This window comes from Polaromonas sp. P4_F6, assembly GCF_056401275.1.
This window is the reverse complement of the sequence record NZ_JBFUJQ010000003.1, coordinates 350,838-366,021: the sequence shown is the minus strand read 5'-3', so window position 1 is coordinate 366,021 and position 15,184 is coordinate 350,838. Positions and strand designations below refer to the sequence as shown.

Annotated in this window: 21 protein-coding genes; 11 read left to right on the top strand and 10 right to left on the bottom strand. The window is 64.6% G+C overall.

Going from position 1 to position 15,184, the window contains the following annotated elements; all coding sequences use genetic code 11:
* Positions 1–132: 132 nt before the first annotated feature.
* Positions 133–741: a glutathione transferase GstA gene (gstA, locus tag AC1DUN_RS11170; RefSeq protein WP_477714000.1), complete on the bottom strand. Its 609-nt coding sequence runs from the start codon at positions 739–741 to the stop codon at positions 133–135.
* Positions 742–850: 109 nt separating this feature from the next.
* Here gstA and AC1DUN_RS11165 point away from each other — a divergent pair, with 109 nt between their 5' ends.
* The 4 genes from AC1DUN_RS11165 to AC1DUN_RS11150 all read left to right on the top strand — a co-directional run bounded on the left by AC1DUN_RS11165 (position 851) and on the right by AC1DUN_RS11150 (position 3,774).
* On the top strand, positions 851–2,182 hold the full coding sequence (locus tag AC1DUN_RS11165; protein WP_477713999.1) for an AsmA family protein: 1,332 nt from the start codon (positions 851–853) through the stop codon (positions 2,180–2,182).
* 228 nt (positions 2,183–2,410) lie between these two features.
* Positions 2,411–2,596 carry a DUF1328 family protein gene (locus tag AC1DUN_RS11160; protein WP_477662659.1) on the top strand — a complete coding sequence of 62 codons (186 nt, stop codon included), beginning with the start codon at positions 2,411–2,413 and terminating at the stop codon, positions 2,594–2,596.
* A 15-nt stretch (positions 2,597–2,611) separates the two neighbouring features.
* Complete coding sequence (locus AC1DUN_RS11155; RefSeq protein ID WP_477713998.1) at positions 2,612–2,908, top strand: hypothetical protein; 297 nt, start codon at positions 2,612–2,614, stop codon at positions 2,906–2,908.
* A 17-nt stretch (positions 2,909–2,925) separates the two neighbouring features.
* Positions 2,926–3,774 carry a transglutaminase-like domain-containing protein gene (locus AC1DUN_RS11150; protein ID WP_477713997.1) on the top strand — a complete coding sequence of 283 codons (849 nt, stop codon included), beginning with the start codon at positions 2,926–2,928 and terminating at the stop codon, positions 3,772–3,774.
* On the opposite strand, the gene AC1DUN_RS11145 is transcribed toward AC1DUN_RS11150, so the two are convergent.
* On the bottom strand, positions 3,771–4,658 hold the full coding sequence (locus AC1DUN_RS11145; RefSeq protein ID WP_477713996.1) for a bile acid:sodium symporter family protein: 888 nt from the start codon (positions 4,656–4,658) through the stop codon (positions 3,771–3,773). The genes AC1DUN_RS11150 and AC1DUN_RS11145 overlap by 4 nt on opposite strands.
* Positions 4,655–5,425, bottom strand: coding sequence for a class II aldolase/adducin family protein (locus AC1DUN_RS11140; RefSeq protein ID WP_477713995.1), 771 nt, complete (start codon positions 5,423–5,425; stop codon positions 4,655–4,657). Before AC1DUN_RS11140 ends, AC1DUN_RS11145 begins: the two co-directional genes overlap by 4 nt.
* A gap of 113 nt (positions 5,426–5,538) precedes the next feature.
* Between AC1DUN_RS11140 and AC1DUN_RS11135 the strand changes: the two genes are divergently transcribed.
* The 3 genes from AC1DUN_RS11135 to AC1DUN_RS11125 all read left to right on the top strand — a co-directional run bounded on the left by AC1DUN_RS11135 (position 5,539) and on the right by AC1DUN_RS11125 (position 7,853).
* Positions 5,539–6,249, top strand: a complete 711-nt coding sequence (locus AC1DUN_RS11135) for a Crp/Fnr family transcriptional regulator (RefSeq protein ID WP_477713994.1) — start codon at positions 5,539–5,541, stop codon at positions 6,247–6,249.
* A gap of 126 nt (positions 6,250–6,375) precedes the next feature.
* The gene (locus AC1DUN_RS11130; RefSeq protein WP_477713993.1) at positions 6,376–6,873 is read left to right on the top strand and encodes a PaaI family thioesterase; all 498 of its coding nucleotides are present in this window, start codon (positions 6,376–6,378) and stop codon (positions 6,871–6,873) included.
* Positions 6,873–7,853 carry an NADPH:quinone oxidoreductase family protein gene (locus AC1DUN_RS11125; RefSeq protein WP_477713992.1) on the top strand — a complete coding sequence of 327 codons (981 nt, stop codon included), beginning with the start codon at positions 6,873–6,875 and terminating at the stop codon, positions 7,851–7,853. Before AC1DUN_RS11130 ends, AC1DUN_RS11125 begins: the two co-directional genes overlap by 1 nt.
* A 67-nt stretch (positions 7,854–7,920) precedes the next feature.
* On the opposite strand, the gene AC1DUN_RS11120 is transcribed toward AC1DUN_RS11125, so the two are convergent.
* From AC1DUN_RS11120 to AC1DUN_RS11100, 5 genes are all read right to left on the bottom strand, one after another.
* Positions 7,921–9,027 (bottom strand): alpha/beta fold hydrolase, encoded by a 1,107-nt coding sequence (locus tag AC1DUN_RS11120; protein WP_477713991.1) that lies wholly within the window; start codon positions 9,025–9,027, stop codon positions 7,921–7,923.
* Between the two features lie 148 nt (positions 9,028–9,175).
* Positions 9,176–9,913 carry a methanethiol S-methyltransferase gene (gene mddA / locus AC1DUN_RS11115; protein ID WP_477713990.1) on the bottom strand — a complete coding sequence of 246 codons (738 nt, stop codon included), beginning with the start codon at positions 9,911–9,913 and terminating at the stop codon, positions 9,176–9,178.
* Positions 9,914–10,182: 269 nt separating this feature from the next.
* Entirely contained in the window at positions 10,183–10,461 is a 279-nt protein-coding gene (locus AC1DUN_RS11110; RefSeq protein WP_477713989.1) for a YkgJ family cysteine cluster protein, read from the bottom strand.
* Positions 10,462–10,505: 44 nt separating this feature from the next.
* Positions 10,506–11,507, bottom strand: a complete 1,002-nt coding sequence (locus AC1DUN_RS11105; RefSeq protein ID WP_477713988.1) for a Bug family tripartite tricarboxylate transporter substrate binding protein — start codon at positions 11,505–11,507, stop codon at positions 10,506–10,508.
* Positions 11,508–11,609: 102 nt separating this feature from the next.
* A complete protein-coding gene (locus tag AC1DUN_RS11100; RefSeq protein ID WP_477713987.1) occupies positions 11,610–11,996 on the bottom strand; it encodes a winged helix-turn-helix transcriptional regulator in 387 nt (128 codons plus the stop codon).
* 95 nt (positions 11,997–12,091) lie between these two features.
* Between AC1DUN_RS11100 and AC1DUN_RS11095 the strand changes: the two genes are divergently transcribed.
* On the top strand, positions 12,092–12,415 hold the full coding sequence (locus AC1DUN_RS11095) for a DMT family transporter (protein WP_477713986.1): 324 nt from the start codon (positions 12,092–12,094) through the stop codon (positions 12,413–12,415).
* A 25-nt stretch (positions 12,416–12,440) separates the two neighbouring features.
* Positions 12,441–13,067 (top strand): FMN-dependent NADH-azoreductase, encoded by a 627-nt coding sequence (locus AC1DUN_RS11090; RefSeq protein WP_477713985.1) that lies wholly within the window; start codon positions 12,441–12,443, stop codon positions 13,065–13,067.
* Positions 13,068–13,075: 8 nt separating this feature from the next.
* On the opposite strand, the gene AC1DUN_RS11085 is transcribed toward AC1DUN_RS11090, so the two are convergent.
* Positions 13,076–13,753, bottom strand: coding sequence for a hypothetical protein (locus AC1DUN_RS11085; protein WP_477713984.1), 678 nt, complete (start codon positions 13,751–13,753; stop codon positions 13,076–13,078).
* The gene (locus tag AC1DUN_RS11080) at positions 13,750–14,340 is read right to left on the bottom strand and encodes an NADPH-dependent FMN reductase (RefSeq protein WP_477713983.1); all 591 of its coding nucleotides are present in this window, start codon (positions 14,338–14,340) and stop codon (positions 13,750–13,752) included. The genes AC1DUN_RS11085 and AC1DUN_RS11080 overlap by 4 nt, the downstream gene beginning before the upstream one ends.
* A 101-nt stretch (positions 14,341–14,441) precedes the next feature.
* Between AC1DUN_RS11080 and AC1DUN_RS11075 the strand changes: the two genes are divergently transcribed.
* Positions 14,442–14,687, top strand: coding sequence for a type II toxin-antitoxin system Phd/YefM family antitoxin (locus AC1DUN_RS11075; protein WP_477713982.1), 246 nt, complete (start codon positions 14,442–14,444; stop codon positions 14,685–14,687).
* Positions 14,681–15,175: a type II toxin-antitoxin system VapC family toxin gene (locus AC1DUN_RS11070; RefSeq protein WP_477713981.1), complete on the top strand. Its 495-nt coding sequence runs from the start codon at positions 14,681–14,683 to the stop codon at positions 15,173–15,175. Before AC1DUN_RS11075 ends, AC1DUN_RS11070 begins: the two co-directional genes overlap by 7 nt.
* Positions 15,176–15,184: the final 9 nt, after the last annotated feature.

Below are 15,184 nucleotides of genomic sequence, written 5' to 3'. Positions count from 1 at the left end.
GTTGCTAAATCCGTGGTATTTGGAGCCCCGCCGATAGAACCAGCAGGGGCCGCGGAACCGGCTTTGCCGGGCCGCAGGCGCCGCCCCCTTGAGGGGGGAACAAGCTACACGAAGTGAGCTTGGACAGGGGTGTTACTTCGTCAAACCTTCATGCTTCATGGCTGCCTGAACCGCAGGCCGGGCCGCCATGCGCTCACGGAAGGCCGCCAGGTTGGTGAAACCCGAGATGTCCACGCCCACGCGCGGCGCCCAGTTGGTGACGGTGAAAAGATAGGGGTCGGCCACGCTGAAGCTGTCGCCCATCAGGTACTGCTTGCCGGCGAGCTGGCCGTCGACCCACTTCAGGCGCGACAGCAGCTTGTCGATGACGATGGTTTTGTACTCGGCCGGCGTGGCGGCGTTGAACAGCGGGCTGAAGCCCTTGTGCAGTTCGGTGCCGATGAAGGTCAGCCAGGACTGCATCTTGTAGCGGTCGAGCGTGCCGTTGGCGGGCGCGAGTTTCTTCTCGGGCACCTGGTCGGCGATGTACTGCACGATGGCCGGGCCTTCGGCGATGCGCGTGCCGTCGTCGAGCTCGAGCAGGGGCACATAGCCCAGCGGGTTGATGGTGTAGTAGTCGGTGCCGTCATCCAGCTGGTGGGTTTTGGTGGGCGCCGCCACGTGCTCGAACTTCAGGCCGGACTCATGCAGCGTGATGTGCGGGGAGAGGGAGCAGGCGCCGGGGGAGTAATAAAGCTTCATGGTGTCTCGTCCTTTGGGGTGTGGCGGGAATGTTGCAGAGCCCCCGATGCTAGCCGCATCGGCGGATTTTTGCTGCGGGAGCGTGCCATGGGCGCGCCACAATAGCCGCATGGCAAAAGTTTTCAAATGGCTGGTGTTCCTGGCCCTGGGTTTGATGGTGTTGCTGGCGGTGGTGGCTTTCACGCTGCACCGCTGGGTCAGCACCGATGATTTCCGCCAGCGCGTGGAGCGCGAGGCCTCGGCCGCGCTGGGTGTGCCGGTGGCGCTGGACCGGGTCGCCGTGGACGTCTGGCCGCTGCCGGCGGTGGCCTTGAGCGGCATTTCCATCAAAAGCAAGCCGCCCCTCACGCTGGAGCGCCTGGAGGTGCGGCCGCGCTGGCAGCCGCTGCTGACGGGAAAGCTGGCGGTGGCGACCCTGCTGGTGCGCAAGGCGGTGCTGCCGCAGCAGGGCATTGATGCCGTGCTGCTCCTGCTGCAAAAGAAGAAAACCCCGGCGCAGGCCGCCGCCGCGCCTTCCGCGCCGCCAGGGCAGGCCTCCATGGACTGGCTGCCGCGCCGCACGGTACTGGACGAGGTGACCTGGATCAGCGCCGCGGGCGCGCGCACCACCGTGAATGCCGAAGCCGCGCTGGGTGACGACGGCCTGCCCGACAGCGTCTCGCTCAAGCTCATCAAGGGCAACCTGCAGGGCCTGGAGGCCCACTTGAAGCGCGAGGAGCCCAAGGCCGGCGCCGCAGGCGACGAATGGGCCTTGCGCGTGGACGTGGGCGGCGGCAAGGTCGAAGGCAAGCTGGGCCTGAAGAAAGTGCCGGCGGCGGCCGCGCGGGAAGAGCTGGAGCTGCAGGGCAAGCTGCAGACCAGGGATGTGGAAGTGTCGGCGCTGACCGCGCCCAGCAAATCGCTGACGGGCCGGCTGGAGGCCTCGACCACGCTGCACGCGCGGGCCGCGACCACGGGCGCGCTGGTGGAGGCCTTGCAGAGCCAGACGACTTTCACGGTGCGTGACGCGGTGATCCACGGCCTGGACCTGGCCAAGGCGGTCAAGACCATTGGTTTGAGCCGTGGCGGCCAGACGGCCCTGGACACCCTGGCCGGGCAGGTCAACACCCAGGGCAAGTCGGCGCAGCTGACCAACCTGGTGGCGAGTTCGGGCGCGCTGAGCGCGACCGGCAATGTCGCCATCTCGCCGGCCAAGGTGCTGAGCGGGCGCGTCAGCGTGAACGTGGCCGGCGACAGCAAGCTGGGCAGCGCCATAGGCGGCGCGGTGGGCGTGCCCTTGACGGTGGGCGGCACGCTGGACAACCCCGAGGTGACGCTGTCGCGCTCAGCCCTGCTGGGCGCGGCCATAGGCACGGCGCTGCTGCCCGGCGTGGGCACCGGCGCGGGCGCCAACCTGGGCGACCGCGTGGGTGAGGGCTTTCGCAGCCTGTTTGGCAAGTAAGCCCCGCAGCCCCGGTGTCTTGGGGATGCTGTGCTACTAAAAACATAGCAAGCCGCCGCCGCCGCGCCCTTGTCCTACAGCGCCTGGCGGGTGCTGCTGATGGGGCAGGGGCCGGCGCACTTTTAGCATGAAGATTCGCTGCGGCACCTTGTCGCGGCCGTCCCGGCCCCGGCTGGCATGCCGATTCGCGCATGGACCGGGCCGACCTACCTTGCACAGGAGGCCAAGATGCTCAAGTACGCGATTATTTTTGCGCTGATTTCACTGATTGCCGGCGCCCTCGGCTTCGGCGGCGTGGCGGCGGGCGCCGCCGGCATCGCCAAGATCCTGTTCGGGCTGTTCCTGATCCTGGCGGTCATCTTCCTGCTGCTGGCCGCCCTGGGCGTGGGCGCGGTGAACAAGGTGCTCAAGTAGATGGCGCCACAAAAAATGGATAGCGCCCCCGTGCCGCCGGCATCGCTGGCGTCGCGCTTTCGGCAGCGGCTGTTCCATCCCTGGTCCGGGCCGCTTGCGCCGGCCGGCGCGCCCCCGGCTGTCGCAAAACGCAAGATCACTTTCCAGGCCAGCATTGCCGAGTTCCTGCTGATCAATCGCCTGCGCGCGCGCCGGCGCGCCCAGCCTTCGGCGGACGTGCTGGAGCGCGCCGCGCGCATTGTGTTTGTGACCTGCCAGAACTGGTTTGCCCAGCCGCGCCGCGGCAGTCCGGACCATCGGACCCGCCTGTGACGGCCCACGCCTGAGCCATGCATACCGCCCTGATTGAATCCCTGCTGGAATACGAAGTCGGCAGCCCCGCGCACTTTCTGTTCAATATCGAGACGGCTTTCCATGAAGGCCACCATGTGGTGGAGGAGCGCCTGACCATCACGCCCAGCATGAAGGTGCGCAACTTCTGCGACGAGCGCAGCGGCAACCGCTTCATACGCCTGGATGCGCCCAGAGGGCTGCTGTCGGTCAACTACCGCACGCGCGTGGAACTGCATCCCGCGCCCGTCCCGCTGCACCTGGAAGAAACGCCGGTGACCGGCGTCCCCGACGACGTGCTGCGCTACCTGATGCCCAGCCGCTATTGCGAGTCCGACGTGATGAGCCGCGCGGCGCAGCAGCTGTTCGGCCAGCTGCCGCCCGGCATAGGCCGGGTGCGTGCCATCGAAAGCTGGATCCATGAATCGATCAATTACCTGCCCGGCTTCAGCGACTCCACGACCTCGGCGCAGGAGGTGTTCGTGCAGCGCGCGGGCGTGTGCCGCGATTTCGCCCACCTGGGCATCACCATGTGCCGCGCCCTCAACATCCCGGCGCGGCTGGTCGTCGGTTATGTGCATTTCGAGGAGCCGCCGCAGGATTTCCACGCGGTGTTCGAAGCCTGGCTGGAGGACCGCTGGGTGATTTTCGACCCGTCGCGCATGGCGCCCATAGACCGGCTGGTGCGCGTGGGCACGGGGCGCGACGCCAAGGACGTGGCCTTCGCCACCATCTTCGGCGACGTGCGCATGACGCGCAAGGAGCTGACGGTGGAGGAGGGCGACATGCCGCCGCGCCCGCCCGGCGCCGCGCAGGCGCCGCCCCAGCTGACCGTGGTGAGCGCCTAGGCTGGCGCCTTCACCGGCACCGGCTCGCTCTTTCGCCTGAGCACCAGCAGCCCGAACAGCGTGGCCGTGAGGTACATGCTGAAGGAGTAGATGGCCGCCGGCAGGGCCAGCTGGAAGTTGTTCAGCACGGCCAGCGCGATGAAAATGGCCAGGGTTGCGTTGTGGATGCCGATCTCGTAGCTGATGGCGGTGGAAATCGGCTTGTCCAGGCCGGTCGCCCGCGACACGTAATAACCCGCCAGCAGGCTCACGAGGTTGAAAGCCAGCACGGCCGGGCCTATGGCCGCGAAGCCGCCGCTCAGCGCCTGCCATTCCTTGACGACCGCGCCCACGGCCACCACGACCAGCACGATGATGCTGAAGACCTTGGTCGGGTTCTCGCTGCGCGCGGCCCAGCCGGGCCTGACGGTGCGCAGCCACATGCCAATGGCCACCGGCACCAGCACGATGACGATGACCTCCACCACCTTGCCGAACTGCAGCGGCACGACCTGGCCGGTTTTGGCGAAGGTGTTGATGGCCCAGTTGGCGATCAGCGGCATGGTGACGATGGACAGCAGGGTGTTGATGGCGGTCAGCGAGATGTTCATCGCGACGTTGCCGCCGAACAGGTGGCTGAACAGGTTGGCCGAGATGCCGCCGGGCGAGGCCGCCAGCAGCATCAGGCCCACGGCGAACAGCGGCGGCACATTGAGCAGCACGATGATGGCGTAGCAGGCGATGGGCAGCACGACGACCTGCAGCACCAGCGCCACGATCACGGCCTTGGGGTATTTGAGCAGGCGGGTGAAATCCTCAACCTTGAGCGTGAGGCCCAGGCCCAGCATGACCAGCGCGAGCGCGGCGATCAGCAGTTGGGCCACGATGGGTGAGCCGCCGCTCATGACTTGTAGCTTTCATCGAGCTTGTCGAGCTTGCGGATCAGCGAGGGCCAGACAAAAGCCCCGCCCATGCCGCCGGTCTGCACGCGCATGGCTTCGGCCACGCCCTTGACGATCAGCGGGTTGACCTCGGTCAGCGGGCCGCCGGCCTGGGCGTCGAGCTGGATGCGGCAGGTGTTCTCGAAGGTGTACATGCTGAGGAAGGCGTCGGCAATCGTCTTGCCCACGACCAGCAGGCCGTGGTTGCGCAGCATCAGGAAATTGGCATTGCCCAGGTCGGCCTGCAGGCGCGGCTTCTCTTCATCGCGAAAGGCCACGCCTTCGTACTCGTGATAGGCCAGCGACGCCAGCACAAAGGTGGATTGCTGGCTGATGGGCAGCACGCCGCACTGCTGGGCGCTCACGGCCACACCGGCGCGCGTGTGGGTGTGCAGCACGCAGCCGGCATCGGCGCGCGCCTCATGCACCGCGCTGTGGATCACAAAACCGGCCGGGTTCACCGGGAAGGGCGAGTCAATCACCTTGTTGCACTGGCCGTCGACCTTGACCAGGCTGGAGGCGGTGATCTCGTCGAACATCAGGCCGTAGGGGTTGATCAGGAAGTGGTGATTGCCGGCGCCCGACACCGACTCGGGCAGTTTGGCGCTGATGTGGGTGAAGACCAGGTCGCTCCAGCCGTAGAGCGCGACCAGGCGGTAGCAGGCGGCGAGGTCGCAGCGCAATTGCCATTCTTGGTCGCTGACGACTTCTTTGAGAGAGGGGATGTGCATGGGGTTTGTCTCCGGGGGTGATGGTTGTAGTGGTTTTGGTGATTTGAATGGGTTCAGGTGCACGATACGTCCGTGCTTGACGGCGAACTGTCAAAAATTTGACAATTGACCGCATGCCTATCGTTCCCGCGACAGCCCTGCCTTCTTCCTTGCTGGACCGCATGTCGGCCAACCCCTGGTTTGGCGCGCTGCCCCTGGCGGACAGGCAGGCGCTGCTGGGCTCGGCCGAGCTGCTGCGGCTTCGGCCCGGTGAAATGCTGTTTCGCCAGGGTGATGCGCCCGGCGGCTTTTACGGCTTGCTGGGCGGGCTGCTCAAGATTTCTTCGCTGCGCGAAGACGGGCGCGAGGCCATCCTGGTGGTGCTGGAGGCCGGCAACTGGATTGGCGAGATCTCGCTGATGGACGGTGAGCCGCGCACCCACGATGCCACGGCGCTGTCGGCGGCCGAGGTGCTGGTGGTGCCGCAGGCGGCTTTTGCCGCGCTGATGGAGGGCGCGCCCTTTGCGCGTGCGGTGGCGGGGCTGCTGGCGGCGCGCGTGCGCTCGCTTTACGGCATGGTGGAGGACGCGGCGCTGCGCTCGACCCGCGCCCGCGTGGCGCGGCGCCTGCTGCTGCTGGCGCGCGGCGACGCCACCATGGCGCCCAAGGCAAGGCCGGCGGTGCCGGTGTCGCAGGAGGCGCTGGCCATGATGCTGGGCATCAGCCGGCAGACGCTCTCCAAAGAATTGAAGGCGCTGGCGGCGCAAGGCGTGCTGGCGCTGCGCTATGGGCGCATGGAGATCCTGGCGATGGACCGGCTGGAGGTGCTGGGGGCGGCGGGTTGAGTTGAGCGCGCGAGTTCGGGTTACCGTAGGCGTACCGTAGCGCCGGGCGCCAATACCGTAGTAGGCACAGTTACCTGGTCCGGCGGGCGATGCAACACTGGCTCCAGGCATTTTCATGGAGTTGTGATGAGCGTTCAGGAACCCGTTGTCGAAGATCAGATGCAGGCCGAGGCCGGACAGGCGCTGCAGGATCAGTTCAAAGTCCATTGTTTCGGCTGCGGCGCTCTCAACGCGCACGGCCTGCAAATCAAGAGCCATTGGGTGGGAAAGGAGCTGGTGTGCCGCTGGCGCCCGCAACCCTTTCACATCGGCCATCCTGGTTTTGTGTATGGCGGAGCAATTGCCTGCGTCGTTGATTGCCATGCCATCTGGACCGCGCTGGCCACCGCTTGCCGGCAGTCGGGCCACGATCTCGCAGGCGGTCCCCCGCCGTTTGCATTTGTCACCGGCAGATTGACCGTCAACTACCTCAAACCCGTGGCAATTGATGCTTGCTTGGATTTCTACGCGCGGGTCCAGGAACAAACCGACCGGAAATTTGTGGTGGCATGCCGGGTTTTGCAGAATGGCGCCGAGTGCGCCAGTGCGGAAGTCGTGGCCATTCGTGTCAAAGGGATGGGCTGATGATGCGCGCCGTTATTTGCAACAACTTTGATGGCGTCGATTCCCTGGTGCTTGGAACCATGGACTCCCCGAAGCCGCGCGCTGATCAAGTACTGGTCGACGTGCATGCCGCCTCCATCAGCTTCATGGATTGCCTGATGGTTGCCGGCAAGTACCAGTTGCGCCCGCAGACCCCTTTTGTGCCGGGGACGGACGCGGCGGGCGTGGTGGCGGAAGTCGGCAGCGAGGTCACCCGCTTCAAGCCGGGTGACCGGGTGATTTGCGGCAGTTGGTCTGGTTGTTATGCGGAACGGGTGGTCGCTTCGCAGGACGCGACGGTTTTGCTGCCGGACGGCGTCGATTTCGAGACTGGCTCCATCGTTCGCCATTGCTATGGAACCGCCCGCTACGCGCTGCTTGACTGCGCCAGGCTGCGGGCCGGTGAGGCTATCTTCATATCGGGCGCGGCCGGCGGCGTGGGGCTGGCGGCGGTTGATCTGGCGCGGCACCTCGGCGCAACAATCATCGCCGGTGTCGGGACGCCGGACAAGGCCGGGATCACCAGGGCGTATGGAGCGCAGGAAGTCATTGTCTATGGCAGTGAAGGCTTGCGCCAACGGATCAAGGACATCACCGGCGGCAAAGGGGTTGACGTGTTCTTCGACAACGTTGGCGGGGAAATTTTCAGCACCATGACACGGTTGATGAACTGGGGCGGGCGGATGCTGCCGGTTGGTTTCACCAGCGGGGAAATAGTCTCGGTCCCCATGAACCTGCCGTTGCTGAAGAACTATTCCGTCGTAGGCTCCTATTGGGGCGCCTGGGCTGAGCGCTTTCCGCAGGCCAGTCTTGATGCCGATGCCCAGTTGCTCGCATGGGTGGCGCAGGGCAGTATCAAACCACATGTCAGTGCCAGCCTCCCATTGGAGGAGTTTCGCACCGGCATGCACAAGGTCACACAACGCTCGGCACAGGGGCGCACGGTGCTGAGGGTGCGTTGACTGTGAGCCCGATCCTCGCCACCGTGCGCACCTGAAGGCGCGGGCCCGAGGAGCCGGGTGGCCAAGGTCACCCGGGGGCCGAGGTGATCAACGCGAGTTCTGTTGCGCGCCTCACCGCCTCGGCGCGCGTGCGGCACTTCAAGGCCAGCAGTGCGTTCGCGACATGCATTTCAACGGTGCGCGGACTTAGGGCGAGCTTGCGCGCAATCTGCTTGTCGGTCTGGCCCTGCCCAACCTCGCGCAGGATCTCGATTTGCCGCGGTGTCAGCGGCGGCTTGCTGGTTGTTGGCGCGTTCGCATCACGAGGTGCGGATTCGGCGCCGGTCCCGGGCAGGAAGGCCCGAAATTCGGACAGGAACACGGGCCACGCGGCCTCGGTCTCGAACGGCAGGTGGTTTTTGCTCTCTAGCGGTATAAAGCGCGCGTTCGGGATCAGCGATGCGAGCAGACGGCCCTCCTCGAAGGGAAAACAGGGGTCGTCTTTGGCGTGGAACACCAGCGTTGGGCAGCGCACCTTGGGCGCCGATTCGCGCAAGTCGATCTCGAAGACCTCCTTGAGGAAACGCACGGCGTTCGCGCCGGAGATCGTCAGCCGCTGCGCTTCGTCGACCGCGCGTTGCTGTTCCGCCGTTGCATCATGCAGCAACTGGGAAATGAACACTTGCCTGAACGACGAACTGTCGGAACCCCAGCCCAGTTCTGCCGCCTTGAGCATGGCCAGCGCCGCGTCGATGACCTTGGCCGGCGGATCGCGTTTCAACAGGCCGCGAGCGCAAGCGCCATAGAGCACCAGGTGGCTGACCCTGTCCGGGTGGCGCGCCGCGTAGTTGACGGCGATGGCTGCGCCCTGGGACATGCCAAACAGGGGAAAGCGGTCTATGGCCAGGGTGGCGACCACGGCCTCCAGATCCTCGATCCAGGCTTCCATGGAAATGCGTTCGACCTGCCGCTCCGACAAGCCGCAGCCGCGGGAGTCGTAGCGGATGAGGGTATTGCCGCGACTCAACTCTGACACCCAGTGCCGGGTGAACAGGTTGCTCGGGTCCTTCTCGACATGGGTCAGCCAGGTGGCCGCTTTGATCAGGGGCGCGCCTTCCCCGAGCGTCGCAACGGCCAGTCGCGTGCCGTCCGCGCTGGTGCAAAAACGAATCTGCTGTTGTCGTTCCCGGTGCATCGCGCCGATTGTAAGAGGCGACCAGGGCGCAGTCCAACGACATCTGGCCCAGAGTCCGCCTCGCTTCAATGGGGCGGATATCCTGTGCTTAAAAGCATGTCCTAGGCATGTTCACCAGTTCACAAGCGTCCATGTTGACGCCTTGGCCTTAGCGAAGCGTCTTTCCGGGAAATGGAATGATCATCGCCACGCGCTTGCGGTACTGCCGGTAGGTGTCACCGAAATAGTCGATCAGGTCGCGTTCTTCGAACCGGATCGCGATCAGGATATACAGCGTGGTGGCAACAGCAAACACCAGATGCGCGATCGTCATGGTGGGCGTCACCCAGAAAGTCAGCAACCAACCCAGGTAGATGGGGTGGCGTACGTACCGGTAAGGGCCTGGTGATGCAAACGGGATGGTTTGGTAGGACTCGCCGCGCAAGTAGCAGTAAACCTGCCGCAGGCCAAACAAGTCCCAATGGTTGATGGCATAGGTGCTGCCAAACACGGTCAGCCATCCCAGCGCATACAGGATGTAGAGCAGTGTTCTGCCGTTGGTGTCTTGCACGCTCCAGACAACGCCGCCCATGGGCTGCCACAGCCAGAACAGCAGAATCAGGGCCAGGCTTGAGGCCAGGACATAGGTGCTGCGCTCCACGGGTTCAGGAACAATCCGTGTCCAGGCCTTTTTGAATGCGGGCCTGGCCATGACGCTGTGCTGCAGCGCAAATACGCCGATCAACAAGACGTTGACCAACAGTGCCTGCGTCCAGGGCATATGCGGTGCGGAATCCATGGTCTTGGGGACCAGGAAGTTGCCAAGGAAACCGACGGCGTATAAGCTTGTGCCGAAGGAAACGGCATAGGCCGTCAAGCCGTATGCAAATGCAAGTAACCTCTTCATGGCGAGTGTCCTTTGTGAATGGATGGAAATGCAAGCCAGCTTGGATGGCGATATTGGATACGCGGAGTCCGTCCACACACAAGAAGCTGTGACCTCAGTGTGCGATGGAACCAGGCCGCAGCCCAGTCGGAAAATTACGGTTGGTGCAGGCCGCGATTACGGTAGCGGGCTACCGTAGGTGCTATCGAAACGGGTAGAACGCGATGGGTGCCGGGCCGACCCAAGGAGCCTGCGGCCCATCGGGGCTGCGAAGCGATGGCCTCAGGCCATCAGTCTGTGAGGGACGTAGCCGGCGTTGTAGAGGTGGAACGCTCAAGGTCATCCAGCCATTGGATGGCCAGTTCGCGTGATGTCCCGCACATTTCCACGGAAGGCTGTAGTCCGGAACAACATGCTGGCCGCTCGGGCCGGCCGAAGATCAGGCACTGGTTGGCATCGCCCAGCTGCACGCAGCGTACGCCGGCCGGCTTGCCCTGGGGCATGCCGGGAATGGCGGAGCTGATGGACGGCGCAATGCAGCAGGCGCCGCAGCCGGGGCGGCAGTTCATGAAGAGGGCTCGCGGTTGGGAAGAATGGGAATGCGGCGGGCCGCTTAATCAGGCTTGATTTTCGCCCGGTCGGCGACCAGTTTCCAGCGCGCCTGCTCGGTCTTGATAAAGGCGCCATACTGCGCCGGCGTGTCGCCCACGGGCTGGGCCGTGTCGCCGCGCAGGCGTTCGGTGGCCTGCGGGTTGCGCATGGCCTTGTTGCAGGCTTCGGCGATGCGGTCTATGTTGGCTTGCGGCATGTTGGACGGTGCGTTCAGCCCGTACCACTGCGTCATCTCAAAACCCGGATAACCGCTTTCGGCGACCGTGGGCACGTCGGGCAACTGGGGCAGGCGCTCCTTGGTGCCGGTGGCGATGCAGCGCAGCTTGCCCGACTTGATGTGGGCCAGGATGGCGGGCGCGCCCACGCTGGCGGCTTCGAGCCGGCCGGCCAGCAAATCGGTGAGCTGTGGGCCGGTGCCGCGGTAGGGCACGTGCAGCACGAAGATGCCGGTGGCCATCTTCAGGTATTCAAAGGCCAGGTGGCCGGCGCTGCCGTTGCCGGCCGAGCCGTAATTGAGCTGGCCGGGCTTGGCTTTGGCCAGCGCGATGAATTCCTTGAGGTTGTTGGCGGGCACGCTGGAATTGATCACGTAGAGGCTGGGCACCTTGGCCAGCAGCGAGATGGGCTTGAAGTCCTTGTTGGTGTCGAAGGGCAGCTTGTCGAAGATGAAGGGGTTGACCGCCATGGTGCCGATGTGGCCCAGGATGATGGTGTGGCCGTCGGTGGAAGCCGCGCATTCCTGCATCGCGATGTTGCCGCTGGCGCCGGGCTTGTTCTCGACGAAGACGTTCTGGCCCAGGCTTTTGCCGAGTTCGTTGGCGGCCGAGCGCGCGACGATTTCAGAGCTGCCGCCGGGCGCGAAGGGCACGAGCAGGCGTATTGGTTTGCTGGGCCAGCCGGCCTGCGCATGGAGAAGCCCCGGAAAGGCCGAAGCCGCGGCGAGTGCGCCGCCGGCCTTGAGGCCGAACTGCAATGCGCCGCGGCGCGTGTTGGTGAGTTTCATGAATGTCTCCGTATCGTTGTCGTTGGCCCAATATAGGACCGTACTTGCGGCGGGCCGCTACGTGATTCCGCTAATGAGGCTAACCCTGCCGCGTTGTGCGGGCTAGTTGAAAGATGCGTCGAAACGTTCGCGCGCGGCTTTGAGGTTCTGGTGGTTGCGCTCGGCCCAGTTGTCCAGCGGGATCAGGGTTTCGCTAAGGGACTGGCCCAAGGTGCTGAGCTGGTATTCCACATGGGGCGGCACGGTCTGGCGGTCAAAGCGCAGCACCAGGCCGTTGCGCACCAGCTCCTTGAGGGTCTGCGTCAGCATTTTTTGCGAGATGCCTTCGATCTTGCGCATCAGCTCGTTGTTGCGCACCGGGCCCTCGGCCAGCGCCGGGATGACCAGCAGCGCCCATTTGCTCGCGACCAGCTCCAGCGCCTGGCGCGAGGGGCAGGCCTGGCTAAACACAGTGGAGGAATCGGTGTCGGGCGCGTCGGGAATTGTCATGGTTACCAAAAGGTGCGTACTTGCCTATGGGTAATCGTAACCCTAAGCTGGCGGCTCTTCAATCTTTAACCCTGTTCTTTAAAAGAAAGACTCCCATGGCCTGGTTCTACCTGTTCGCCGCAAGCATTGTCGAAATCGCGATGGCTTTGCTTCTCAAATCTTCCCAGGGCTGGACCCGGCTCTTGCCCAGCGTGCTGGGCGTGGCCGCGGCGGGCGCCAGCATTTTCTTTTTGACGCATGCCGTCAAGACCTTGCCGGTGGGAACGGCTTACGCGATCTGGACCGGCATAGGCTCGGTCGGCGTGACCGTTATCGGCATCCTCTGGATGGGCGAAAGCGCCACGCCGCTGCGCTTGCTGTGCGTGGCGTTTGTCGTGGCCGGCATGGTGGGCTTGCGTCTGCTGGATGGTGCGGCGTGATAGGCCCCCGGCAAGGAGAAGCCCCATGACCCATCTGCTCTATATAGAAGCGTCGCCCATGCAGGCCGCATCAACATCGAGTGCCGTCGCCGCCGCCTGGCTGGATGCCTGGCGCGCGGCGCATCCCGGGGACACGGTGGACGCCGTCAATGTCTGGGATATCGACCTGCCGCCCTTTGACGCCGAGATGATCGCCGCCAAGTTCGCCGTGCTGCGCGCGCAGAATGCGACGGCGCCGCAGCAGGCGCTGTGGGCGCGCGCGGTGGCGCTGTCACGGCGCTTCAACGCGGCCGACCATTACCTCTTCAGCCTGCCGATGTGGAATTTCGGCATCCCCTACCGGCTCAAGCATTTCATCGATGTGGTGACCTTGCCGGGACAGAACTGGTCCTGGTCGCGGCAGGCCGGCTACCAGGCCCTGCTGTCGGGTAAGTGCGCAACGCTGGTGTATTCAAGCGCCGGCGCCTATCCGCTGCGGCCCGAGGAGGACGATTCGGATTTCCAGAAGCCGTATATGCGGCGCTGGCTGCGTTTTCTGGATATTGCGGTCGAGGCGGAAATCAGCGCCGCGCCGACGCTGGTGCCGCCCGAAGACCTGGCGGTGACGAAGGCCGCGGCGATGGAGCGGGCACGGATGCTGGCTACAAATTAATGCGACGGTCACCGGGGTATTTTTGCGATTTCCAGTGTGGTCACGATCCCGTTGGCCAGCGCATCACCCTGTTGCGGTTTTGCGCACAGTTCCTTGCGCAGTTTCGCGTCTTCGCTTCCCTGGCACAGCATCACACCCTCGGGGCCTGTGCCGGGCACCTGCGGGTGATAGAAATACGCAAAGCCGTTGCGGTTGGGCAGATTGACCCACTGCTCAACCAGCTCCGGGTTGGCTTTGCCGTCGCTGTATTTGATGATCCAGGCTTTCAACGCCGGCATGCGCGCCTGCTGCAAGCTGCCGTCCTGCGCGTAGTTGCCATGGAAGGCCACGGCTGTTCTGTCGAGAGGCTGGTCGTCGGAGTAGGCGCGTGTTTTGCCGCCAAGAAACATGCGTGAACAGGAAGAGCGGCAATAGCCCGATAACAAAGTCGCCAGGCCTTTTTCGCGGATGTATTCGCCGGTGGCATACCCGGCCCGGGCATCCCCGCCGGAAGAGTTTTTGAGTACCACCGTCGTAATACCGGGGTGTTCCTCTACTGCGGCCTGCAAGATCCGTTGCTCATTGCCGGTCACCTTGCCCGACAGAAAGATAAAAGGCTCCTTGATCTCTACGTCCATCGCGTAGGTGCAGGAAGCGAGACAAAAGGCCGCCAGACCGGACAGCCACCGGCCCGAGCGCTTTGTCATGCTGCCAGGCGCTGGCTGGCGAACAGCACCTGGTCGATCACGGCCTGCACGTTCTGCAGGCTGGCTTCGTGGACCAGTTTGCCCTCGGCATCAAAGGCATCGCCGGCGCGGCTCAGGGCAAACGCCTTGGGCGCGACCCAGCATTGCGCGTTGAGCAGCAGCGGCACCAGGTGGCTTTGCGAGCGCAGGCCGCCCAGCGCGCCGGGCGAGGCGCTGAGCACGCCCACCACCTTGCCGGTAAAGGACTTGAAGCCGTCGTGCCAGGCCGGCTCGCTCTTGACGGGGCTGGACACCCAGTCGACGGTGTTCTTGAGCAGCGCGGTGTAGCTGCCGTTGTACTCGGGCGAGCAGATGATCCAGGCCGGGTGCTCGTACATGATCTGCTTGAGCTTCATGACGTCGGGCGGCGTGCCTTTGGCCTCGAGGTCGGCGTTGTACATGGGGATGTCGAAGTCGGCCAATTCAATATGGGTGACTTCGGCGCCGGCTGCGCGCGCCAGGGCGGCCGCGACATGGGCCAGCTTGCGGTTGTAGGAGTTCTGGCGGGTGCTGCCGGCGAAGATCAGGAGTTTTTGGGGGGCGTTCATGCGTCCGATTTCACCACAGGCCGTAAGGTGAAAAACTGCGTGTGGAGCGGCTTGCAAGCACAAACCCGCTAAAATGTACAAAACATTGAAATTTGTACAAAATGCATACCATCCCACTCAGCGAGTTTCGCGCCAATGCCTCCGCCATGATCGACCTGGTGGAGCAGGGCGAAACCGTCCGCATACTTCGGCACGGCAAGCCGGTGGCCGAATTGGTGCCCCTGAAGGCGGAAGAAGACGACGCCAAAGTCCCGAGCTGGAAAAAGCCGTTTGAACCCGTGGTCCTGCCGCCCGGCGTGTCGCTGTCGCAGGCGGTGCTGGACGAACGGAATGAATCGCCATGGTGAAGAGGGCGCAAGCCGCTTATGCGCCGCAGGCCGTTTCCGCCACCCGGGTGGTGGCGCGTGACGGCGAGGCGCGGCTGATGTTCGACGCCTCGGCGCTGACCAAACGCTACGCCAGCGAGGCCGGGCGCGACCGGGTGCTGATGTTGTTCGAGGCGGCCAGCGAGCTGCTGGTGGCCGCGCACTGCAAGACCGAGGTGGCCTCGGCGCTGCTGCGGCGGCGGCGTGACGGCAGCCTGCCCGCGCCCGAGTTTGACCGCGCGTGGGCGGCGGCGCAGCGCGACGTGGCCGACATGACCCTGGTGCCGCTGGACGCACATGTGGAGCGGTTTGCCTTTGCGGCGATGGAGCAGGGGCCCTTGCACGGCATGGATGCCCTGCATGTGGGCAGCGCGCTGGCCAGCCGCGTGGACCTGTTTGTCACGGCGGACAGGCGCCAGGCGCAGGTGGCACGCGGTATGGGCCTGGCCACGGAATTGATAGAAAGCTGAAGGTTGGAT